19 protein-coding genes are annotated in these 21,395 nt (G+C 66.4%); 4 read left to right on the forward strand and 15 right to left on the reverse strand.

The window, feature by feature from the left end:
* Nucleotides 1-234 precede the first annotated feature (234 nt).
* The 9 genes from NAO55_RS09590 to bioB form a co-directional block, all read right to left on the reverse strand.
* Complete coding sequence (locus tag NAO55_RS09590; RefSeq protein ID WP_102838821.1) at nt 235-2,013, reverse strand: acyl-CoA dehydrogenase C-terminal domain-containing protein; 1,779 nt, start codon at nt 2,011-2,013, stop codon at nt 235-237.
* A 138-nt stretch (nt 2,014-2,151) separates the two neighbouring features.
* Nucleotides 2,152-3,441 carry a GGDEF domain-containing protein gene (locus NAO55_RS09595; RefSeq protein ID WP_102838822.1) on the reverse strand — a complete coding sequence of 430 codons (1,290 nt, stop codon included), beginning with the start codon at nt 3,439-3,441 and terminating at the stop codon, nt 2,152-2,154.
* Between the two features lie 156 nt (nt 3,442-3,597).
* Nucleotides 3,598-5,403 (reverse strand): phenylacyl-CoA dehydrogenase, encoded by a 1,806-nt coding sequence (locus NAO55_RS09600; RefSeq protein ID WP_020305770.1) that lies wholly within the window; start codon nt 5,401-5,403, stop codon nt 3,598-3,600.
* A gap of 367 nt (nt 5,404-5,770) precedes the next feature.
* Nucleotides 5,771-6,019 (reverse strand): hypothetical protein, encoded by a 249-nt coding sequence (locus NAO55_RS09605; RefSeq protein ID WP_017245459.1) that lies wholly within the window; start codon nt 6,017-6,019, stop codon nt 5,771-5,773.
* 64 nt (nt 6,020-6,083) lie between these two features.
* Nucleotides 6,084-6,791 carry a dethiobiotin synthase gene (gene bioD, locus NAO55_RS09610; RefSeq protein WP_102838823.1) on the reverse strand — a complete coding sequence of 236 codons (708 nt, stop codon included), beginning with the start codon at nt 6,789-6,791 and terminating at the stop codon, nt 6,084-6,086.
* A gap of 1 nt (nt 6,792) precedes the next feature.
* Nucleotides 6,793-7,590: a malonyl-ACP O-methyltransferase BioC gene (gene bioC, locus NAO55_RS09615; protein WP_102838824.1), complete on the reverse strand. Its 798-nt coding sequence runs from the start codon at nt 7,588-7,590 to the stop codon at nt 6,793-6,795.
* Nucleotides 7,583-8,308 carry an alpha/beta fold hydrolase gene (locus tag NAO55_RS09620; RefSeq protein ID WP_102838825.1) on the reverse strand — a complete coding sequence of 242 codons (726 nt, stop codon included), beginning with the start codon at nt 8,306-8,308 and terminating at the stop codon, nt 7,583-7,585. The genes bioC and NAO55_RS09620 overlap by 8 nt, the downstream gene beginning before the upstream one ends.
* A complete protein-coding gene (gene bioF / locus NAO55_RS09625) occupies nt 8,301-9,479 on the reverse strand; it encodes an 8-amino-7-oxononanoate synthase (RefSeq protein ID WP_102838826.1) in 1,179 nt (392 codons plus the stop codon). Before bioF ends, NAO55_RS09620 begins: the two co-directional genes overlap by 8 nt.
* A 106-nt stretch (nt 9,480-9,585) precedes the next feature.
* Entirely contained in the window at nt 9,586-10,641 is a 1,056-nt protein-coding gene (gene bioB / locus NAO55_RS09630; RefSeq protein WP_011914874.1) for a biotin synthase BioB, read from the reverse strand.
* A 93-nt stretch (nt 10,642-10,734) separates the two neighbouring features.
* Between bioB and NAO55_RS09635 the strand changes: the two genes are divergently transcribed.
* Nucleotides 10,735-11,439 (forward strand): ComFC family protein, encoded by a 705-nt coding sequence (locus NAO55_RS09635; RefSeq protein ID WP_102838827.1) that lies wholly within the window; start codon nt 10,735-10,737, stop codon nt 11,437-11,439.
* Between the two features lie 54 nt (nt 11,440-11,493).
* Complete coding sequence (locus tag NAO55_RS09640; protein ID WP_102838828.1) at nt 11,494-12,468, forward strand: serine/threonine protein kinase; 975 nt, start codon at nt 11,494-11,496, stop codon at nt 12,466-12,468.
* Nucleotides 12,469-12,597: 129 nt separating this feature from the next.
* On the opposite strand, the gene NAO55_RS09645 is transcribed toward NAO55_RS09640, so the two are convergent.
* The gene (locus tag NAO55_RS09645) at nt 12,598-13,437 is read right to left on the reverse strand and encodes a 23S rRNA (adenine(2030)-N(6))-methyltransferase RlmJ (RefSeq protein WP_020305763.1); all 840 of its coding nucleotides are present in this window, start codon (nt 13,435-13,437) and stop codon (nt 12,598-12,600) included.
* Nucleotides 13,438-13,572: 135 nt separating this feature from the next.
* Between NAO55_RS09645 and NAO55_RS09650 the strand changes: the two genes are divergently transcribed.
* Together NAO55_RS09650 and NAO55_RS09655 are read left to right on the forward strand one after the other, a co-directional pair.
* Nucleotides 13,573-14,616 carry an NAD(P)H-dependent flavin oxidoreductase gene (locus tag NAO55_RS09650; protein ID WP_048330069.1) on the forward strand — a complete coding sequence of 348 codons (1,044 nt, stop codon included), beginning with the start codon at nt 13,573-13,575 and terminating at the stop codon, nt 14,614-14,616.
* 82 nt (nt 14,617-14,698) lie between these two features.
* Nucleotides 14,699-15,187, forward strand: coding sequence for a sterol desaturase family protein (locus NAO55_RS09655; RefSeq protein ID WP_102838829.1), 489 nt, complete (start codon nt 14,699-14,701; stop codon nt 15,185-15,187).
* A 267-nt stretch (nt 15,188-15,454) separates the two neighbouring features.
* Here the strand turns inward: NAO55_RS09655 and NAO55_RS09660 are convergent, their stop codons facing one another.
* From NAO55_RS09660 to fni, 5 genes are read right to left on the reverse strand one after another with little or no spacing between them, the layout of a single operon-like run.
* On the reverse strand, nt 15,455-16,381 hold the full coding sequence (locus NAO55_RS09660; protein ID WP_102838830.1) for a phytoene/squalene synthase family protein: 927 nt from the start codon (nt 16,379-16,381) through the stop codon (nt 15,455-15,457).
* Entirely contained in the window at nt 16,378-17,895 is a 1,518-nt protein-coding gene (locus NAO55_RS09665; protein ID WP_102838831.1) for a phytoene desaturase, read from the reverse strand. Before NAO55_RS09665 ends, NAO55_RS09660 begins: the two co-directional genes overlap by 4 nt.
* On the reverse strand, nt 17,892-19,058 hold the full coding sequence (gene crtY, locus NAO55_RS09670) for a lycopene beta-cyclase CrtY (RefSeq protein ID WP_102838832.1): 1,167 nt from the start codon (nt 19,056-19,058) through the stop codon (nt 17,892-17,894). Before crtY ends, NAO55_RS09665 begins: the two co-directional genes overlap by 4 nt.
* On the reverse strand, nt 19,048-20,331 hold the full coding sequence (locus NAO55_RS09675) for a glycosyltransferase (RefSeq protein WP_102838833.1): 1,284 nt from the start codon (nt 20,329-20,331) through the stop codon (nt 19,048-19,050). The genes crtY and NAO55_RS09675 overlap by 11 nt, the downstream gene beginning before the upstream one ends.
* A gap of 19 nt (nt 20,332-20,350) precedes the next feature.
* Complete coding sequence (fni, locus tag NAO55_RS09680) at nt 20,351-21,391, reverse strand: type 2 isopentenyl-diphosphate Delta-isomerase (RefSeq protein ID WP_102838834.1); 1,041 nt, start codon at nt 21,389-21,391, stop codon at nt 20,351-20,353.
* Nucleotides 21,392-21,395 lie beyond the last annotated feature (4 nt).

Here is a 21,395-nt window from a genome sequence, read left to right on the forward strand (position 1 = left end):
TCCGCGCTTTCCTTGTGCAACGTCCCTATGCAGTAGAGTACCGCCGTGCCTCGTGAGCCAGTAGTAGCCATTTTGCATCACGCCCTGTAAGCCTTTTCCTACATCGCGTCATCCTTGACGCAATCCTGTAAGTCCAGGCTTACATGGCGCGAGTTTTATGACAGAAGGGGCGGCTTAATCGTTCCACGTCATGGCCAAATAATTTCAAATTGCCCTTAGATTAAGCCTCTCCACTCAGAATTGTGCCGCTTCGAGCAGGTACAGCGAATCGCTTCCTGCTTTGACCGAGGCAGTCAGCGAGTGGATGCGTGGCAACAGCCGGGCGAAGTAGAAGCGCGCCGTGCCCAGCTTGCTCTGATAGAAATCGCCCTCGCCCTGCTTGGCCAGTGCAACCGCCGCCATCCGCGCCCACATGTAGGCGTACGCGGTGTAGCCGAACACGTGCAGGTACTCGACCGAAGCGGCGCCGATCTCGTTCGGATTGGTCTTGGCCTGATCGATCACCCAGGCGGTCAGCTCGTCCAGATTGTCCAGCGCAGCCTTGAGGGGCTCGGTGAACTCGCGCAGATCCGCACCGGCACTGGCGACGAACGCGCGGATCTCATCGACGAACGCCTGATACATGGTGCCGCCGCTGCCGACAATCTTGCGTCCGACCAGGTCCAGCGCCTGGATGCCGTTGGTGCCTTCGTAGATCTGGGTAATACGGCAGTCGCGCACCAGTTGCTCCTGGCCCCATTCGCGAATGAAGCCGTGGCCGCCGAACACCTGCTGACCATGCACAGTGGTTTCCAATCCCATGTCGGTGAGGAAGGCCTTGGCCACCGGCGTCAGCAGCGCAACCTGCGCCTCGGCCCGCTGCCGTGCCGCTTCGTCGTCGCTGAACTTGGCGATATCGAGCTGCAGCGCGACGTAGCTGGAAAACGCACGCCCACCTTCGTTCAAGGCCTTCATGGTCAGCAGCATGCGCCGCACATCGGGATGCACGATGATGGGATCGGCGGCCTTGTCCTGCGCCACCGGGCCAGTCGGGGCACGGCTCTGGATGCGCTCGCGAGCGTACTCGATGGCGCTCTGGTAGGAACGCTCGCCAGTGGCCAAGCCCTGGATACCGACGCCCAGACGCTCGTAGTTCATCATGGTGAACATCGCCGCCAGACCCTTGTTGGGTTCGCCAACCATCCAGCCGGTGGCACCATCGAAGTTCATCACGCAGGTGGCGGACGCCTGGATGCCCATCTTGTGTTCGATCGAACCGCAGGACAGCGAGTTGCGCTCGCCGAGCGAGCCGTCGTCATTGACCAGAACCTTGGGCACCAGGAACAGGGAGATGCCGCGCGAACCGGCCGGCGCATCCGGCAGCTTGGCCAGCACCAGATGAATGATGTTGTCGGTCAGGTCGTGCTCGCCGCCCGTGATGAAGATCTTGGTACCACTGACCTTGTAGGAGCCATCGGCCTGCGGCTCGGCCTTGGTGCGGATGATGCCGAGGTCGGTACCGGCATGCGGCTCGGTCAAGCACATGGAACCGGACCAGACGCCGGCGTACATGTTCGGCAGGTACTTCTGCTTAAGCTCTTCGCTGGCATGGGCGTAGATCGACAAGCAGGCGCCGGATGTCAGCATCGGATACAGACCGAACGCCAGGCTGGCGGAGTTCATCATCTCCTCCACCTGCGCCGAGATGACCTTGGGCATGCCCATGCCACCGAATGCCGGGTCACCACCGACACCCACCCAGCCACCTTCGGCGTACAGCTGATAGGCCTCGCGATAGCCGGCCGGTGTCGACACCGCACCGCCGTCCCAGCGGCAACCCTCTTCGTCACCACTGCGATTGAGCGGGGCGATGCTGTTGGCGGTGATCTTGCCGGCCTCTTCGAGGATCGCGTCGGCGGTTTCCGCGTCGACCACCTCGGCCAGGGCTGGCAGCGCCTGCCAGAGCTTCGGCGCATCGAAGACTTCATTCAGGACAAAACGCATGTCGCGCAGCGGCGCTTGGTAGTCAGCCATGGCAAGGTTCCTCGCAAGACACTGGGTTGCAGCCACTGTGGGCCGTTTCCAGCGAGTCTAACCGAACAACCAGGACAGGATTAAGCGTCTTTTTATGACCAGATAGTTTTGTGCGGTCATAAGCGAACCGCTACAGCCCTAACGCGAATGGCCGGCCATACGCACTGCGCCGCGCCCGCTGCCATGCACCCGAACACAATTGCGGCCGGCCTTCTTGGCGCCATACAGCGCCTGATCGGCCGCCTTGATGACTTCCTCCGGGCTGCGCTGGTCGCTCTGCCGCTCGGCCACCCCGATACTGATGGTCACCGACACCTGCGCTGTCGATGAATGACCACGCGCCATACGTCCCTGGCGGTCATCCTTGGGCCGCTTGCTGGCGTCACGCAGTTGCAGGGCATACCCCTCAATCGCTTGGCGGACAGCCTCCAGGTGCGGCAGACACTGCTCGACGCTACGCCCCGGAAACACCAGAGTGAACTCCTCGCCACCGTAGCGATAGGCGCGCCCGCCACCACCGACCTTGCGTAGGCGGCTGGCCACCATTTTCAGCACCTGGTCGCCGACATCATGCCCATGGGTATCGTTGAAACTCTTGAAATGATCCACGTCCGCCATGGCCAGCACGTACTGCCGGCCGAGGCGCTGCAGCCGCTCGTTCAGCGCACGCCGCCCCGGCAGACCGGTCAGCTCGTCGCGAAAGGCCATGAGATAGGCTTCGTGAGCGATGGCCACGACCAGCATGAGCAACACGTGGCTGCTGAGGATGTTCAGTGCGGCGATGCGACTGAACGTCTGAGGCAGCATCAGCAGCAAGGCGATCAGCGCGACGATCTGCGCCGCATGTGAAGGCCTGGGCTGCCGCAGGTACTGCACCACCAGCAACGCCAGCGCAACGATGAAAGCGGGATAGGCCAGCTGGATGAGCGGCAGCCAATCGGCCTGCAGCGATGGCCAGCGGATCACCACCAGCCAGGCGTGCAGCGCCTCCGGAAATCGCTTCGCCAACGCGACCGCAACGACGCCCAGGGCAAACAGCACCGCCGCCCGGGCCAGACCATCCTGTGCCAGGTGGCTGCGCTCTCGCCACAGGCCATACAAGCCATATAAAAGCGGTAGCAACAGACTGCACAGATGGAACGTCAGCGCCGCGTCGTCCAGCAATCTGCCATGGGCCCGGTAATAGTCGGCGTGAGTGTCGAGCAGGAAATAGACGATATAGACGCAAAGCAGCAGGAATAGCTCGCGAATGCGGCCGTACATCGCGCACAGCGCCCCACCGAGCAGCAACAGTACCGTCGGCAGCACGTTGTACAGCGAAGTGAAGAACTCGTTCAGCACGACCTGGCGTGCGATCGCCTCGCCGCCAAGCAGCAATGCCAGCGGTGCAAGGAAGTGACTGAAGCGAGGCGAATAGGGGCGCGACACGAGAATACCGGCGCAGCGAGAAAAGCTGGCATTTTGCCTTAACGGCTACGGATGTGCAGCCAAAAGGTCGAAAAGCACAGTTGTCTTGCAGACCGGCCGAAAGCGGCGCAAAAAAAAGCCGCTGCAGATGCAGCGGCCTTCTTCAGCAACAACCGATCAGTAACCGAGGGCGAAATCTTCCTCGGCCATCTCCATCAGGTTGTCGGCGCCGGACAGCATGGCGTCCACATGGGTACGGGTACGCGGCAGGATGCGTGCGAAGTAGAAGCGAGCAGTCTGCAGCTTGGCCTTGTAGAAGCCCTCTTCCTCGGTGCCGGCCGCCAGCTTCTCGGCTGCGACGCGCGCCATGTCGGCCCAGAAGTAGGCCAGGCATGCATAGCCGGAGTACATCAGATAGTCGACCGATGCGGCACCGACTTCCTCGCGGTTCTTCATGGCGGCCATACCGACCTTCATGGTCAGCTCGCCCCATTCCTTGTTCAGCTTGGCCAGCGGCTCGACGAATTCCTTGACGGTATCGTTGCCTTCGTTGGCCTGGCAGAACTTGTGCACGATCTTGGTGAAGCCCTTGAGCGCCTCGCCCTGAGTCATCAGCACCTTGCGGCCGAGCAGGTCGAGCGCCTGGATGCCGGTGGTGCCTTCGTACAGGCAGGAGATGCGGCTGTCGCGCACGTTCTGCTCCATGCCCCACTCGGCGATGAAGCCGTGGCCACCGTAGATCTGCACGCCGTGGTTGGCCGCTTCGAAGCCGACTTCGGTCATGAACGCCTTGGCGATCGGGGTGAGGAAGGCCAGCATGGCGTCAGCCGCCTTGCGCTGCTCCTCGTCCTGGCTGCGCTGCATCACGTCGACCTGCTTGGCGGCGAAGTAGAGCATGGCGCGGTTGCCTTCGGCGAAGGCCTTCATGGTCAGCAGCATGCGGCGCACGTCCGGATGCACGATGATCGGGTCGGCGGCCTTTTCCGGAGCCTTGGGGCCGGTCAGCGAACGCATCTGCAGACGCTCGCGGGCGTACTTGATGCCGCCCTGGAAGGCCACTTCGGCGTGGGCCAGGCCCTGCAGCGCGGTACCCAGGCGCGCGGTGTTCATGAACGTGAACATGCAGTTCAGCCCCTTGTTCGGCGGGCCGATCAGGAAGCCAGTGGCGCCGTCGAAGTTCATCACGCAGGTGGCGTTGCCGTGGATACCCATCTTGTGCTCGATGGAGCCGCAGGACACGCCGTTGCGCTCGCCCGCCTCGCCTTCGGCGTTCGGCAGGAACTTCGGCACGATGAACAGGGAGATCCCCTTGGTACCGGCAGGGGCGTCGGGCAGGCGGGCCAGTACGATGTGGACGATGTTCTCGGCCATGTCGTGCTCGCCAGCGGAGATGAAGATCTTGGTGCCGGTGACCTTGTAGCTGCCGTCGGCCTGCGGCTCGGCCTTGGTGCGTAGCATGCCCAGGTCGGTACCGCAGTGCGGCTCGGTCAGGCACATGGTGCCGGTCCACTGGCCGGATACCAGCTTGGTCAGGTAGGTCTGCTGCTGCTCGGGAGTCCCGTGGGCATGCAGGGTGTTCATGGCGCCGTGGGACAGGCCGGGGTACATGCCCCAGGACCAGTTGGCTTCACCGATCATTTCACTCATGGCCATGCCGAGAGACTCCGGCAGGCCCTGGCCGCCGTGCTCGACGTCGTGGGCCAGGCTCGGCCAGCCGCCTTCGACGAACTGCTGATAGGCCTCCTTGAAGCCGGTCGGCGTCTTCACGCCGGACTCGCTCCAGGTACAGCCCTCGGTATCGCCGACGCGGTTCAGCGGTGCCAGCACCTGCTCACAGAACTTCGCGCCTTCATCGAGAATGGCATTGACCATGTCCGGGGTGGCGTCTTCACATCCCGGGAGGCTCTGATAGTGCGCCTCGTAGCCGAGCAGCTCGTCACGTACGAAGCGGATATCGCGCAAGGGGGCCTTGTAATCGGGCATAGCGTAAACCTCAGCGGTGAGTTCTTGTTGCAGCTGACCGGCAAGTCCGGCCATTCGAATTCGATTCCGACCGTCGGACGATACGCCCGACGGGTCAAACAGGCGTTTGAAACATACGTTTCGACCTGAGCGATGTCAAGCAGGGGAAGGGTCGCCATCGATCGGCTGAATCGGCCAGATTACGGGCACAGTCGCACCGGCCTCGACGCCAGGCAAGGCAGATGGGTCTACTGGAAATGCATTGTTGCAATCACTTGTCGGGGTGGCGTAAGCGATGGCGAGCCAGACAACGAGCGTGGAAACAGCCGAACAGGCGCCTGGCAGAGCGGCGCGCTCGCAGCAAGAGAATGGGGAGCGGGAAGCTCGATCAGGCCTGAGTGTCGATCAGCGTACCGAGCACTTCGTCGGCGCTCTGGATCATGCGGGCGCCGAGCTTGGCAGTGTGCTCGCCGACCTTCAGCTGGATCAGCTCTTCGGTGAGCTCGGCGACCGCCTGGGAATTGCCCAGCGCGGGCGCACTGGCGGAGGCGATGCTGGATGCGGCCTGCTCGACGCGCTGCTGACCGTTCTGGAAGGCGCTCAGCCCGGCGCCCATGAGGCTGTTGGTGATCTGCATGGTTCGCTCCACGCGCTATCAGGTTGCCAGCATTCAAGCAGATGCCGGTTGCGCCGGCAAGGCGCTAGTTCGTGGAACCTCGACCGCTCGGCAGTTGCAGGGCGCCGAGCGACAGATGGCGGGCGACCTCCTGAGCATCTGGCTGGTCCAGACGCGGCACACGGCCGAGACAGGGCGCTGGCAGCAGCTCGGCCAGCGTCGCCAGATTCTCCTCCATACGCGAGGTTGCCGGGTCGACGATGTTGGCCACCCAGCCGGCCAGTGCCAGCCCATCCCGGGCAATCGCCTCGGCACTGAGCACCGCGTGATTGATGCACCCCAGCCGCACGCCGACGACCAGGATCACCGGCAAGCCCAGCGCCTGTACGACCGCCGAAAGACTTTCCTGCGCGTTGAGCGGCACGCGCCAGCCGCCTGCACCTTCCACCAGGGTGAAATCGGCCTGCCGCGCCAAAACCGGCCGTATCACTTGAACCAGACGCTCGGCGCTCAGCTCGACACCGGCTTCGCGAGCGGCGATATGCGGCGCGATCGCCGGCGCGAAGGCAAACGGGTTGACCGTGGCGTAATCCAGCGCTGGACTGCACTCGGCTTGCAGCGCCAATGCGTCGCTGTTGCGCAGGCCGGCGTCGGTCAGTTCACAGCCGGAGGCGACCGGCTTGATCGCCGCGGTGGACATCCCCTGCGCGCGGGCGGCATGCAGCAGGCCGGCGGCGATGGTGGTCTTGCCGACATCGGTATCGGTACCGGCGACGAAGAAGGCCAGACTCATTTCACGATTCCTTGCGCAGCAGGCCATAGACGACCTGATAGGTGGCTGGCAGCCCCTCGGCCTGGCGGTAGCGCTCGTAGGCACTGACCAACGCGCGGATGCGTGCACGGCCGGTGAGGCCGCCCGGACGACCGGGATTGAGGTTGTGCGCGCCCAGCGCCTTGAGTTCGTGGGTCAGCTGACGCAGATCGGCAAAATGCAGCACCTCGGGGCGAACCTCGAGGCCGAGCAGTTGCAAACCGCTGTCCCGGCAGAGTCGTTGGTAGGTGTCCAGGGTGCGAAAACGGTTGACGTGGGTAAAACCGTCCACCGCCTGCCAGCTGTCGCGCAGCTCCTGCAGGGTACCCACACACAGGCTGCTGAAGGCAAAGGTGCCGCCTCGGCGAAGCACCCGTCGCGCCTCGCCGAGCACGCTGGCGAAATCTTCGCACCACTGCAGGGCCAGGCTGGAAAAGATCAGGTCCAGGCCAGCATCGCGCAGCGGCAGGCGCTCGGCATCGCCGGCCACGAAATGGCGCGCACCGCCCTGCGGCCGGGCATGACGCAGCATGCCCTCGGCGATATCCAGCGCGATGCCGTCGCCCTGGGGAAACGCTGCTGCCAGTGCGCGAGAGAAATAGCCGGTGCCGCTACCCAGATCGAGCCAGCTGGCGACCTGCAGATCGGCGGGCAGCCGCGCCAGCAGCTGGTTGCCGACCTGCCGCTGCAGGGCCGCGACGCTGTCGTAGCTGGCCGCCGCGCGGGAAAAGGACGCGGCGACCTGGCGCTTGTCCGGCAACAGGGTGGTGCTGTCAGTCATCCTCGCCCTCACCCATGAAGGCCAGCATCGCCGTCGCCACGTCTTCCGCGCGTTCCAGCGGCAAACCATGGCTGGCATTGGCCAGCACATCGACCTCTACATCCGGCAGGCAGGCCAGCAAGGCATCAGCCGCAGTGGCGGGGACCAGCGCATCGCTGCCGGCGAACAGGTGCAGCTGCGGCCCGACGTAACGCTGCAGCGCCGCGCGCCCATCCAGTTCGGCGAGCAGGCGCAGGCCCGCAGCCGCCACGGCCTGCGGCTGATCCAGCAGGCTCACCTGCAATTGCCGGGCAAGGGTGCGTGGATCGTAGGCGCCGCGACTGCAGAGCAAACTGAAGCGCTTGAGCGTGTCGTCCGGGCCGAGGCGGAAGGCCTCTTCGAAGGCATTGAACACTTCCGCTTGCATGGCCGTCGGCCAGTCGTCGCGACTGCGAAAGCAGGGGTTGCTGCAGATGGTGATCAGGCCGGGGCAGCTGTCGCCGCGGCGCGCCGCCAGTTGCGTGGCCAGCATCCCCCCCAGTGACCAACCGGCCAGCCAGCTGTCCGATGGCAGACGCGCATCCAGTTCGTCGAGCCAGGCGTCGGGCTGTTCCAGTGCAGGCAACGGGGCGATCTCGACCTGCAAACGCGGTTCACGTTCGCGCAGCAGTTCGGCCAGTGGTTCGAGGGCAGCGGGGCCAAAGGCCCAGCCCGGCAGCAGGGTCAGTCGATCACGCATCGTCGCACTCCTCGGGCATCAGAGCCCAACAGTCGGCCAGCGCCTCCAGCAGGCGCTCCAGCTGCGCGTCGGTATGGGCCGCGGTCAGGGTGATCCGCAATCGCGCGCTGCCGGCCGGAACGGTCGGCGGACGTATGGCGCCGACCAGAATGCCGCGCTCGCGCAGCAAGGCCGACAACCTCAGCGCCCGCGCACTGCTGCCCACCAGCACCGGCTGGATCGGCGTCGGGCTGGCCATCAGCGTCAGGCCGATCTGCGCCGCGCCGGCGCGAAAGCGCGCGACCAGTCGGTTCAGCTGGTCTCTGCGCCAGCCCTCGCTGCGCAGCAGCTCCAGGCTTTTCAGTGTGGCACAGGCCACCGCTGGCGGCTGGCTGGTGGTGTAGATGTAGGGACGGGCGAACTGGATCAGCGTTTCGATCAGCTCCTCGCTGCCGGCGACGAAGGCGCCCGCGGTACCGAAGGCCTTGCCGAGGGTGCCGACCAGCACCGGCACCTCGTCGATCCCGAGACCGAAATGCTCGGCGATGCCGCCGCCGGTGGCGCCCAGCGGGCCGAAGCCATGGGCATCGTCGACCATCACCCAGGCGCCATGTCGCTTCGCCTCGGCGCAGAGCGCCGGCAGGTCGGCGAGATCGCCGTCCATGCTGAACACGCCATCGGTGACCACCAGGGTGTTGCCGCTGGCCTTTTCCAGCCGCTTGGCGAGGCTGCTCGCGTCGTTATGCAGATAACGCGAGAAGCGCGCGCCGCTGAGCAGCCCGGCATCGAGCAGCGAGGCGTGGTTGAGCCGATCCTCCAGCACCGTGTCGCCCTGCCCGACCAGCGCGGTTACTGCGGCCAGGTTGGCCATGTAGCCGGTGGAGAACAATAGCGCACGCGGCCGGCCGGTGAACTCGGCAAGCGCCTCCTCCAACTGGTGATGCGGCGTGCTGTGACCGATCACCAGATGCGAAGCACCGCCGCCCACGCCCCACTTCGCAGCGCCCTGCTGCAGCGCCGCGATCACCTCGGGATGGTTGGCAAGGCCCAGGTAGTCGTTGGAGCTGAACGCCAGCAGGCGTTCACCGTCGACCGTCACCTCAGGCCCTTGCGGACTCTGCAGCAGCGGACGCCGGCGGTAGAGGTGCTCGGCACGACGGGCGGCGAGGCGGGAAGCGAGATCGAATGTCATGGCAGGAACCGGAGACGGTGAACAACCGCAAGCGGGCCGTCACTGCGAAGAAACCAGAGCAGGCACCGAGAGGACGAACGCGACGCTCATCCCCCCGGCGAGAAGATCAGACCGCGGCGTTGTAGAACAGCTTGCTGTCGCGCTGCTCGATCAGCGCCTGCTCGATGGCTGCCTGGTGCACCTCGTCGGCGTGCTCCTGACGTTCTTCCGGCTTGATGCCCAGACGCGCGAACAGCTGCATGTCCTTGTCCGCCTGCGGGTTGGCGGTGGTCAGCAGCTTCTCGCCGTAGAAGATCGAATTGGCACCCGCGAAGAAGGCCAGGGCCTGCATCTGCTCGTTCATCTGTTCACGCCCGGCCGACAGACGCACATGGGATTTCGGCATCATGATCCGCGCCACCGCGAGCATGCGGATGAAGTCGAACGGATCGACGTCCTGTTCCTCGGCCAGCGGCGTGCCCTTGACCTTGACCAGCATGTTGATCGGCACCGACTCTGGGTGCTCCGGCAGGTTCGCCAGCTGGATCAGCAGGCCAGCGCGATCGTCCAGCGACTCACCCATGCCGAGGATGCCGCCCGAGCAGATCTTCATCCCCGCCTCGCGCACGTAGCTCAGCGTCTCCAGACGCTCGGCGTAGGTGCGGGTGGTGATGATGTTGCCGTAGAACTCCGGCGAGGTATCCAGGTTGTGGTTGTAGTAGTCCAGGCCCGCAGCGGCCAGGGCGCGGGTCTGCTCCTGATCCAGCTTGCCAAGAGTCATGCAGGTTTCCAGGCCCATGGCCTTGACGCCCTCGACCATTTTCAGCACGTAGGGCATGTCCTTGGCTGACGGATGCTTCCAGGCCGCGCCCATGCAGAAGCGCGTCGAGCCGATGGCCTTGGCCTCGGCTGCGGCCTCCAGCACCTTCTGCACTTCCATCAGTTTCTCTTTATCGAGACCGGTGTTGTAGTGACCGGACTGCGGGCAGTACTTGCAGTCTTCCGGGCAGGCACCGGTCTTGATCGAGAGCAGCGTCGAAACCTGAACACGATTGGGGTCGAAGTGCTGGCGATGCACGGTCTGCGCCTGGAACAGCAGGTCGTTGAAGGGTTGCTCGAAGAGCGCCTTGACCTCGGCGAGGGACCAGTCGTGGCGGGTAACGGAAGCGGAGGTGGCGCTCATGGGCATTCCTTGTAATTAATAGCGGCGCGGCGGCCTGACACGGATGCGGAATGGTTAGCCAAGCCCGATACGCTGTCAACCAGGAACGGAATCATGGTTTACAACTGGTCAATTATTGAACACCACTGCCTGCTCTGCGACGAGCGCTGCGAGGGTCAGCCACTGTGCAGCCACTGCGAGGCGGATCTGCCTTGGCTCGACGGTCGGTGCACGGTCTGCGCGGTCCCGCTGCCCAGCCGCGGGCTGGTCTGTGGCGAATGCCTGAAGCGACCGCCCAGCTACGATCACGTCGAAGTGCCCTGGCGCTTCGCCTTCCCGGTGGATGCGCTGATCACCCGCTTCAAGCACCAGGCGCGCTGGCCCTATGGCCGGCTGCTCGGCGAACGCCTGGCCCATCATCTTGAGCATGCCTTCGCCGATGGGCTGCCGCGGCCGGACCTGCTGCTGCCGGTGCCATTGGCCCGTCGTCGCTTGCGCCAGCGCGGTTTCAACCAGGCGCAGATGCTCGCCGACTGGCTGAGCCGCCCACTGGGCATCGCCACCGACGCCCGCGTGCTCGAACGTGTGCTCGACACCCCGGCTCAGCAGCAGCTGGACGCCGCCACCCGCCGCCGCAACCTGCGTCAGGCCTTCGCCATCGCAACCGGTGCCGACATCAAGGGCCGGCATCTGGCGCTGGTCGACGATGTGCTGACCACCGGCGCCACCGCCGAAGCCCTTGCGCGCCTGCTCAAGCGCGCCGGCGCCGAACGGGTCGATGTCTACTGCCTGGCGCGCACCCCGAAGCCCGGCGAATGAAGCCGCCGACCGATGGAGGGCGTACACTGGACGACCTAGTCAGCGGAGCCGGTCATGTCCCATCCCTTCGACACACTCACGCCGGACCTGGTCCTCGACGCCGTGGAAAGCATCGGCTACCTCAGCGATGCCCGCGTGCTGGCGCTCTGCAGCTACGAGAACCGCGTCTATCAGGTGGGCGTCGAAGACGAAACGCCGCTGATCGCCAAGTTCTATCGCCCGGGCCGCTGGAGCGACGCGGCGATCCTCGAGGAGCACCAGTTCAGTCTGGAACTGGCCGAGCACGAGGTGCCGGTGGTGGCACCGCTCGAGCGCGACGGCAGCACGCTGTTCGAGCACGCAGGCTTTCGCTTCGCCCTCTTCCCGCGGCGCGGCGGCCGCGCACCGGAGCCCGGCAATCTCGACCAGCTCTATCGCCTCGGCCAGCTGCTGGGCCGCATGCATGCGGTAGGCGCCAACCGCCCGTTCGAGCATCGCGAAACGCTGGGCGTGCAGAACTTCGGCCATGATTCGCTGAGCACGTTGCTGGAAGGCGACTTCGTGCCGCGGAGCCTGCTGCCGGCGTACGAGTCGGTGGCGCGGGACCTGCTCAAGCGGGTCGAGGATGTCTTCGCCAGCACCAACTTCACCCCGATCCGCCTGCATGGCGATTGTCACCCGGGCAATATCCTCGCCCGCGACGACGCCTTCTATCTGGTCGACCTGGATGACTGCCGCATGGGCCCGGCGGTACAGGATCTGTGGATGATGCTCGCCGGCGAGCGACACGAGCGGCTCGGCCAGCTGGCCGAACTGGTGGACGGCTACAACGAATTCCACGATTTCGCCCCGCGCGAGCTGCCGCTGATCGAGGCCCTGCGCGCGCTGCGGCTGATGCACTACAGCGCCTGGCTGGCACGACGCTGGGACGACCCGGCCTTCCCCATGAGCTTTCCCTGGTTCGGCAGCGAGCGCTACTGGGGCGACCAGGTGCTGATCCTGCGCGAGCAGATGTCGGCGTTGCAGGAAGAGCCGCTCAGGCTGTTCTGAGGACGGCCAAGCGGTGCGACTTCAGCCCCGTGACGGTGGATGTGAAAAGCGACATCCACCCTACGAAACCAGGCGTCTGCGTAGGGTGGATAGCGCTTAATCGATCCACCGGGTGGTGATCTCAGCGGCTCAGGCCTCTTCGATCAGCCAGTCCAGCCGCCAGCTACCCTGACTCTGCGCCAGCTGCTCGGCCAGCCATGGCAGCAGCTCTCGCAGTTCATCCTCCAGCCCCCACGGCGGGTTGACGATGGCCAGGCCCGAGCCGGCCAGGCGGCTGGCGTCGTCGGCGGGGTGGACGAACAGTTCGGCGCGCAGCAGTTTCGGGGCGCCGCTGCGGGCGAGGTCCTGATAAAAGCGTTTGAGCTGGCGCTCGTCCTTGATCGGGTACCAGATCACGCCGATGGTCTGGCGCATGCGGCCGAGCGCTTCCTTGAGCGCCGTGACGCATCGGCTCAGTTCGTCGGCCTGTTCGAATGGCGGGTCGATCAGCAGCACCACACGCTTCTCGCGGGTCGGCATCAGCGCCCGCGGTACATGCCAGCCCTCGCCCCGGTGCACCGCCACGCGGCGGTCGCCGGACATGTTGTCCTTGAGCAGGGCGCCATCCTCGGGATGCTTCTCGTTGAGCTGCAGCCGATCCTGCTCGCGGGTCAGCTGCCGCGCCAGTTCCGGCGAGCCCGGGTAGTAGCGCAGCGCGCCGTCCGGGTTGAGCGAGCGGATCACGCCGAGGTAGTCGTCTAGTAGCGCCGGGCGGGTTTCGGCCTGCCAGATGCGGGCGATGCCCTGCAGCCACTCGCCGGTACGGCTGGCCTGGTCGCCGGCCAGGTCGTAAAGGCCGACGCCGGCGTGGCTGTCGAGGTAGGCGAACGGGGCCTCCTTGCGCGACAGCAGGGCGAAGATCCGGCTCAACACCAGGTGTTTGAGCACATCGGCGTGGTTGCCGGCATGGAAGGCGTGGCGGTAGTTCATCTGATCCTCCTCGAGAGCCGCGCAGTTTACCCGTCCGCCTTGCGCCGCGCAGGTCCGGCATGACCAGCGTCGTTTTCCCCGGCCACCGACTAGGGCTACAGTGCCCACCCACGACGACTGAACGGAGCTGACCTCATGGACCTGCGCGATTTTTTCGGCATCGAGCATCCCATCATCCAGGCACCCATGGCCGGTGCGCAGAATCATCTGCTGGCCGCGGCGGTCTGCGAGGCCGGCGGGCTGGGTTCGATCCCGGCCGGTATGCTCAACGCCGAGGCGCTGGACGCCGAGCTGACCGCCATCGAGGCGCTGACCGACCGGCCCTACAACGTCAACTTCTTCTGCCACCAGACGCCGGCTGCCGACCCGACGGCCTTCGACGCCTGGCACCGGATGCTCGCACCCATGTTCGCCGAGTTCGCCATCGACCCGGCGAGCATTCCCACCGGCGCCACCCGCCAGCCGTTCGACGCGGCAATGGCCGCGGTGCTGGAGCGGCACAGGCCCGCACTGGTCAGCTTCCACTTCGGCCTGCCTAGCCCCGACCTGTTGCAGCGCGCCCGCGCCACCGGGGCGAAGATCGCGTCCAGCGCGACAACGGTCGCCGAAGGCCTCTGGTTGCAGCAGCACGGCGTCGACCTGGTGATCGCCCAGGGCCTGGAGGCCGGCGGCCACCGCGGCATCTTCCTCGGCGAGGACCTGACCACCCAACTCGGCACCTTCGCCCTCCTGCCGCAACTGGTCGCCGCGCTGGACGTACCGGTGGTCGCCGCTGGCGGCATCGCCGATGCCAATGGCGTGACGGCAGCGCAGGCCCTGGGCGCCGCTGGTGTGCAACTGGGCACCGCCTACCTGCTGTGCCCGGAGAGCCGCACCAATGCGCTGCATCGCGCCGCGCTGAAGAGCCCGCAGGCGGCACATACGACGCTGACCACCCTGTTCAGCGGGCGCCCGGCGCGTGGCATCGTCAACCGCATCATGCGCGAACTGGGTCCGCTGCCCGAAGGCGTGCCGCCCTTCCCGCTGGCCGGCAACGCCATCGGCGCGCTGCGCGCCCAGACCGAGAAGCAGGGCCTGGATCACTGCACGCCGCTGTGGGCCGGGCAAAACGTCAGCGGCTGCCGGGAGATTCCGGCCGGTCAGCTGACGCGTGAACTTGCCGGCGGCTGGCGGGCCTGAGTCATTACGCATTCCGTCGCGGCGAGCCCTGAGCCGCCGCGACGGGGCGTAGAATCGACCGCACGTCACACGGAATCCCGCCATGAGTCCACTGACCAATACGCTCGTCTTCCTGGCCACCCTGGCCGGCATGGAAGTCTTCGCCTGGTGGGCGCACAAGTACGTGATGCACGGCTGGGGCTGGGGCTGGCACAAGTCACACCACGAGCCGCGCAACGGCTGGTTCGAGAAGAACGACCTCTATGCGGTGGTGTTCGCTGGCGTGGCGATCCTGCTGATCGCCCTCGGCACGGCCGGTTATCACCCGCTGGAATGGATCGGCGCCGGGATGACGGCCTACGGATTTCTCTACTTCGTCGCCCACGACGGGCTGGTCCATCACCGGTGGCCGCTGCGCTACGTGCCGCGCAACGGCTATCTCAAGCGGCTGTATCAGGCGCACCGTCTGCACCATGCGGTCGAAGGCAAGGAGCGCTGCGTATCCTTCGGTTTTCTCTACGCGCCGCCGCTGCCGGTGCTCAAGCGCCAGCTGCGCGAGCTGCACGACGGGCCGCTGCGCAAGAAGAATTAGGGTCTGTTGACGTTTCGGCGCGAGCCGCGTTGCCGTGTCAAATGGCGCCAACTTAGGCGCAGGACGCCGGTAATGGTTATTCCCTTGCCAAGTCCTGCAACGACAGCTGGCGCCATTTGCCGCGCAACCCGAAGGGCCGGGCCCATTTTTGCGCGGCGCGGCGTTATTCGTCGTTCATTTGGAATAACCAAACTTCTCTCCTCATGCCTTGCTCCGCGGAAAAATGAGCTCCGGCGCGGCCGCGAGCGAAACGTCAACAGACCCTACCTAGCGAGGACGTCTCCAGAGATCGTCAGGACGCGGCCTGACCTGCATCCGCCGCGAGGCCAGCGCCAGCACGCCGCCCCCCAGCAGGAACTGCAGCTTCTGCCCTTTGCTGGTCGACACCCGCGCATCCCAGGCCGCCGCGCCGCGCGCTTTCACCTCGACGCCGATCTGCCGGTAGACGCCATGCGCCGTGGCGATCGACCAGGCCGAGCGTAGCGGCAGGTCGCGCAAGCCCTGAGACGCAGAGCGATAGTAGGGCTCGGCCAGATCCACCAGTCGCGCCGCCAGCGTCGCCAACGCGGCACGATGCTGAGGCAGCGCGACCTCGTCCTCTGGAATACCCACCTCCGCCAGCCACTCGACCGGCAGATAGACACGGCCGACCTGCGCATCCTCGACGATATCGCGGGCAATGTTGGTCAGCTGAAAGGCCAAGCCCAGATCACAGGCGCGATCCAGCGTCGGCTCCGCTTCGGCGCCCATCACCCGCGCCATCATCAGGCCCACCACGCCGGCAACGCGGTAGCAGTACAGCAAGGTGTCGTCGAGGGTCTGGTAGCGGTAGCCCTGCACATCCATGCGAAAACCCGCCAGGTGCTCCAGCGGATGGGCCTTGGGAATCCGATGACGCTGGATCACCTGCTGGAAGGCGGCGAACGCCGGATCGACCATTGGCTCGCCAGCGTAGGCGCGCTCGGTGAGATCGACCAGCTCGGCCAGCCGCGCCTTACCGCTGTTGCGATCGCCCTCGACCTGGCCATGCCCCAGCGTCTGGCCGTCGATCACATCGTCGCAATGACGGCACCAGGCGTAGAGCATCACCGCGCTCTGTCGGGTGCGCTCGTCGAACAGCTTCGCCGCCGCGGCGAAGCTCTTGGAGCCGACATTGATCGCCTGAGTGGAGTGATCGATGACCTGATCGTTCATCCGGCCTGCCCCTTCAGCATGAAGTCCTCCAGCATCAGCCCGGCGGTGGCCTTGGCCGAACCGACGACCCCCGGCACGCCGGCACCCGGGTGAGTGCCGGCGCCGACGATATAGAGGTTGGGAATCACGTCATCGCGGTTGTGCGGGCGGAACCAGGCGCTCTGGGTGAGGATCGGCTCCAGCGAAAACGCCGAGCCTAGATGGGCGTTGAGCTCGTCGCGGAAATCCTGCGGCGTGAAGATCCGGTGAGTCACGAGATCGCCACGCAGCCCCGGCATGTAGTGCCGATCCAGGTACTCGAAGATGCGGTCGCGGTACTTCGGCCCCTCCTCCGCCCAGTCGATATCTGCCGTGCCCAGGTGCGGCACCGGCGCCAGCACGTAATGGCTGGCGCAGCCTTCCGGCGCAAGCGAAGGATCGGTGACGCAGGGCGCGTGCAGGTAGAGGGAAAAGTCGTCGGCCAGCGTCTCGCGCTTGAAGATCTCGTCGATCAGCTCGCGGTAACGCGGGCCGAAACACACCGTGTGGTGCTGCAAGTGCTCATGCCGGCGCTTGAGGCCGAAATGAATGACGAACAGCGACATCGAGAAACGCTTGCCGGAGAGCCGTTTGGCCTCGTCGCGACCACGCTCCTCATGCCCGAGCAGCTGCTTGTAGGTGTTGACCACATCCGCGTTGGACGCCACCGCATCGGTGTCGAAGCGGCGACCGTCACCGGTGATCACGGCCTTCGCGCGTCCAGCCTCCAGCTCGATCCGCGCGACCTCGGCGTTCAGCTCCAGCCTGCCGCCCAGATCTTCGAACAGCCGGACCATGCCCTGCACCAGCGCCCCGGTGCCGCCGCGGGGAAACCAGACGCCACCCTGGCGCTCCAGGGCATGGATCAGCGCGTAGATGGACGAGGTCTCGAACGGATTGCCGCCGACCAGCAGCGAGTGAAAGGACAGCGCCTGGCGCAGCCGGTCGTTCTCCACGAAGTTGGCCACCATGCTGTACACGTTGCGCCAGGCCTGCAGCTTGGCCAGCTGCGGTGCGACGCCGATCATGCTGCGAAACGACAGGAAGGGCACGGTGCCGAGCTTGACGTAGCCCTCCTCGTACACCGCCCGCGAATAGGCGAGAAAGCGCTGATAGCCGGCCACGTCACGAGGGTTGAGCGCGTGGATCTGCCGGTCCAGCTGGGCCTGGTCGTTGACGTAGTCGAAGCTGTAGCCGTCCTCCCAGCACAGCCGGTAGAAGGGGCTGACCGGCAGCAGCTCGACGTAGTCGGCCATGCGCTTGCCGGCGCCGCTGAAGAGTTCTTCCAGCGCCGGCGGATCAGTGATCACCGTCGGCCCGGCGTCGAAGGTGAAGCCCTGGTCGTGATAGACGTAGGCGCGGCCACCCGGCTTGTCGCGCTTCTCCAGCAGCGTCGTCTGGATGCCGGCACGCTGCAGGCGGATCGCCAACGCCAGCCCGCCGAAACCGGCACCGATCACCACCGCCCGCCTCACACCACCTGTTGCCTGGTTCATCGTCTGTCCTTGTGCAGATTGCTGGCGGCCAGCGCCCGCAGCGCCTCGCCCACCGGCACGGGAGGTTTGCCCGAGACGATGCGCAAGCGGTCCCAGGCAGTCAGCTCGGCCGCGTAGAAGCGCTGGATCAGCGGTTCGCGCAGCCGGTAGAAACGTTGCATCACCGCCCAGCGGCGATCCGCCGGGCCGGCCATGAACAGCATGCGATTGAGCAGGCGGAAGAAGCCGCGCCTGCGCCACTGCAGCGTGGAATAGTCGCGAATCGCGGCGAACAGGCTGCTTGCATCCCAGCGATCGAGGGCAACCAGGTGGTCGGCCAGGCGCACCGCATCGGGCAGCGAATAGCCCGTGGTGGGGTGGAACAACGCAGCCGACAGCCCGCTCTGCGGCACGCCACGCGCCTCGCCCCAGAAGGCGGCAATGTCGCCGGACAGCACGATAGGCAGCACGCCCTGCTCCTCGCGCAGCACCTGGCGGATCGCCCAGCCGCGGCCCTCGGCGTAGCGCTGGATATTGGCGCGCAGTGCCTCCGGCGCCACCGCATCGCCGTCGGCGTAGTAGGTGTCTTCGATCAGCAGGCTGTCGACGCTGAGCGGCAGCACGTAGACGAAGCGATAGCCGTCTTTCTGGGCGACGCTGGCGTCCATGATGATCGGCACCTGCAGGCCATGGGGCTGCTGCAGGCGCAACTCCTGGCCGAGAAACTTCTGGAAGCCCAGCGCCAGCTGAGCGCTGCGCCGCACGCCGCGCCCGTCGATCACCGCCCCGGCCTCCAGGCTCTGCCCGCCGACCAGCTGAACGCGTTGCGGCTCGACCGCGGACACCTCCACGCCCAGGCGGATCTGCCCGCCGAGCTCAGCCATCAGGTGCTGATGAAAGCGCGACGAGAAAATGCTCGCGTAGCCGCTGCCGAGCTGCCGTCGCAGGGCGGGAAAGATCACCTCGTAACCCAGCCAGCGCTGCTCCACCAGCGGCGCCAGCCAGGCCTGCTGCGCCGGGGTCAGGTCGTGCTGGTGGAACGACCAGGTGTGGTTGCCGCCGAGGGTTTCACCCTGCTCCAGGATCAGCACGCGCAGCTCCGGCCGCTGCTGGCGCAAGCGCAGGGCCAGCAGCCCGTTGGCCAGGCCACCGCCGACCAGGATCAGGTCTGCATCAGGCGTCATCGGCTACCTCCGACCGAGGCCGAACGCAGCCGAGCGCGCTTTCGATCAGCTCGGCGGCGCGGGCCGCGCCACCGGCCTGACGAACCTCTTCACCGAGCGCCGCGGCACGCTGGCGGAAGGCCGCTTCGGCGAGCAGCCGCCGCAGCGCATGGGCGATACGCGCCGGGCTGGCCAGCGCCGGAAGCAGGCGCAGCCCGACGCCGGCGTGCTCGATACGCGCGGCGACGCCGGGCTGGTCGAAGGCGATCGGCAGCGCCAGCATCGGCACACCCGCCTCCAAGGCATCGAGCACGGTGTTCAGCCCGGCATGAGTCACCACGGCCGACGCCTGCGCCAGCACGGCCCGCTGCGGCGCGAAATCGGTGACCCAGCATGCGCCTTCCTGCCGGAGCCTGGCGGCCGCTGCGGCATCCAGCCCACCGCAATGGGCGATCAACAGCTGCACATCGAGCCGCCGACAGGCGCGGGCGATACTGCGCAACAGGCCGTAGCGGTGGCCCTGCAGCGTGCCCAGCGAGGCGAAGACGAAGGGCCGCGCGCGGTCGATCGGCAGGTCCAGCTCCCCCTCCGCCTGAGGCCGACGCAACGGGCCGACGGCATGGAAATGTGGCGGCAGGGCCTGCCGCGGAAAGTCGAAACCTTCCACCGTCTGGCTGATCTGCAGCAGCGGCGACAGACAGTCGCTCAGGCTCGTGCGTCTGGCCAGGCCGAACGCCCGGCAATAGCGCTCGATCACTTCGCCGTGCGGCCGCATCAGCCGATCGTAGACGCCGCTACTGTGCCGGTTGAGCTGCTCGCCCCAGTCCGTGGCACGGTAACGCCAGGGCATCACCGGCAGCGGCACCCGCGGCTCGCGGTTGAACGGCAGGGCGCAGGCGATGGAAACGAATGGCAGCCCGAGGTGCTCGGCCAGCAGCGCACCGGCCGGCTCCATCTGGTCGGCCAGCACCGCCTCCACTTCCAGCGCCCGCAACACGGCAGGCGCCTCGCGGCCGAACAGCTCGGTGCTCGCCGCCATGTCGGCGATCACCCGGCGAATGCCGAACGGTCCGGGACTGGCGGCACGACGCACCACCGCGGCCAGCGAGCCCGGCGGATGGGTGTCGCTACCGATGGCGGCGAAGCCCGCCGCAGGCAGGTCCAGCAGCGCGCCGACATCGGCCTGCTGGATAAAGGTCAGACGGTGGCCACGTTGCTGCAGCTGCCAGGCGATCGCCTCGAACGCCCGCAGATGGCTGAGAAAGGGCGGCACAATTGCCGCAAAATGTGTCATCGGCGCGCCTGGCCGGGCATCAGCAGGCGGATAGCTGCAGCAGCCGGGCCTGTCGCAGCGCGGCGAGATCGGTCGAGCCGGTGCAGAAGCAGGCGATGCGCAACTGCTCGATTAGCATCTCGAAATGGCTGACCACCGCCTCGCTGCTGTGCATCGCCGCCTGCAACACGCCGGCCGCCTGCCCCACCAGATCGGCGCCCAGGCGGATCGCCTTGGCCGCCTCGACGCCATCGCGGATACCGCCGGAGGCGATCAGCGGCGTGTTCGGGCAGGCCTCTCGCACCGCCAGCAGTGCTTGCGCCGTGGGTATGCCCCAGTCGGCGAAGGCCTGGGCGACGGCCTGCTGGCTGGCGTCTGCCGCCCGCGCGGCCTCCACCGCAGCCCAACTGGTGCCGCCGGCACCAGCCACATCGATGGCGGCCACCCCGGCATCGATCAGTCGCCGGGCCACCGCTGCGGATATACCCGCGCCGACTTCCTTGATCACCACCGGCACCGGCAGGCGCGCGGCCAGTGCCTCGATCGCCTGCAGCACGCCGCGCCAGTCCCGATCGCCGCCGGCCTGCACGGCCTCCTGCAGCGGGTTGAGGTGCACGATCAGCGCATCGCCTTCGATCATCTCCACCGCCCGCCGCGCCTCGTCCACGCCATAGCCCCGAACCAGCTGGGCGGCGCCGAAGTTCGCCAGCAGCAGGATGTCCGGCGCCAGCTGGCGCAGCTGACCGGTGAGCCCCTGGTCGCCCGCAGTTTCCAGCGCCACCCGCTGCGAACCGACAGCCATGGCGATGCCCAGCTGCTGAGCGGCCTCGGCCAGATGCGCATTGATCGCCGCCGAGCGCGCCGCACCACCGGTCATGGAGCTGATCAGCAGCGGTGCCTGTAGCGGCCGCCCGAACAGCTGACTGCGCAGGTCGATCTGGTCGAGGTGCAACTCGGGCAGGGCGCAGTGCTCAAAGCGGAAGGCAGCGAAACCGTTCCCTGCTGCGCTCGCCGCGCGCCCGGGATCGAGGACGATGTCCAGATGATCGTTCTTGCGGCTCACCAGCGATTGCTTGCTCATGGAA

The sequence above is a fragment of the Stutzerimonas frequens genome, from assembly GCF_024448335.1.
GTDB lineage: Bacteria > Pseudomonadota > Gammaproteobacteria > Pseudomonadales > Pseudomonadaceae > Stutzerimonas > Stutzerimonas frequens.

Coding starts and splice junctions, on each gene's coding strand:
- NAO55_RS09640 (WP_102838828.1), top strand. CDS start 11,494: ATGTCCCATCCCTTCGACACACTCACGCCGGACCTGGTCCTCGACGCC.
- fni (WP_102838834.1), bottom strand. CDS start 21,391: ATGAGCAAGCAATCGCTGGTGAGCCGCAAGAACGATCATCTGGACATC.
- NAO55_RS09590 (WP_102838821.1), bottom strand. CDS start 2,013: ATGGCTGACTACCAAGCGCCGCTGCGCGACATGCGTTTTGTCCTGAAT.
- NAO55_RS09645 (WP_020305763.1), bottom strand. CDS start 13,437: ATGAACTACCGCCACGCCTTCCATGCCGGCAACCACGCCGATGTGCTC.
- NAO55_RS09635 (WP_102838827.1), top strand. CDS start 10,735: ATGGTTTACAACTGGTCAATTATTGAACACCACTGCCTGCTCTGCGAC.
- crtY (WP_102838832.1), bottom strand. CDS start 19,058: ATGACGCCTGATGCAGACCTGATCCTGGTCGGCGGTGGCCTGGCCAAC.
- NAO55_RS09665 (WP_102838831.1), bottom strand. CDS start 17,895: ATGAACCAGGCAACAGGTGGTGTGAGGCGGGCGGTGGTGATCGGTGCC.
- NAO55_RS09605 (WP_017245459.1), bottom strand. CDS start 6,019: ATGCAGATCACCAACAGCCTCATGGGCGCCGGGCTGAGCGCCTTCCAG.
- bioD (WP_102838823.1), bottom strand. CDS start 6,791: ATGAGTCTGGCCTTCTTCGTCGCCGGTACCGATACCGATGTCGGCAAG.
- NAO55_RS09620 (WP_102838825.1), bottom strand. CDS start 8,308: ATGCGTGATCGACTGACCCTGCTGCCGGGCTGGGCCTTTGGCCCCGCT.
- bioB (WP_011914874.1), bottom strand. CDS start 10,641: ATGAGCGCCACCTCCGCTTCCGTTACCCGCCACGACTGGTCCCTCGCC.
- bioC (WP_102838824.1), bottom strand. CDS start 7,590: ATGACTGACAGCACCACCCTGTTGCCGGACAAGCGCCAGGTCGCCGCG.
- NAO55_RS09655 (WP_102838829.1), top strand. CDS start 14,699: ATGAGTCCACTGACCAATACGCTCGTCTTCCTGGCCACCCTGGCCGGC.
- NAO55_RS09675 (WP_102838833.1), bottom strand. CDS start 20,331: ATGACACATTTTGCGGCAATTGTGCCGCCCTTTCTCAGCCATCTGCGG.
- NAO55_RS09660 (WP_102838830.1), bottom strand. CDS start 16,381: ATGAACGATCAGGTCATCGATCACTCCACTCAGGCGATCAATGTCGGC.
- bioF (WP_102838826.1), bottom strand. CDS start 9,479: ATGACATTCGATCTCGCTTCCCGCCTCGCCGCCCGTCGTGCCGAGCAC.
- NAO55_RS09650 (WP_048330069.1), top strand. CDS start 13,573: ATGGACCTGCGCGATTTTTTCGGCATCGAGCATCCCATCATCCAGGCA.
- NAO55_RS09600 (WP_020305770.1), bottom strand. CDS start 5,403: ATGCCCGATTACAAGGCCCCCTTGCGCGATATCCGCTTCGTACGTGAC.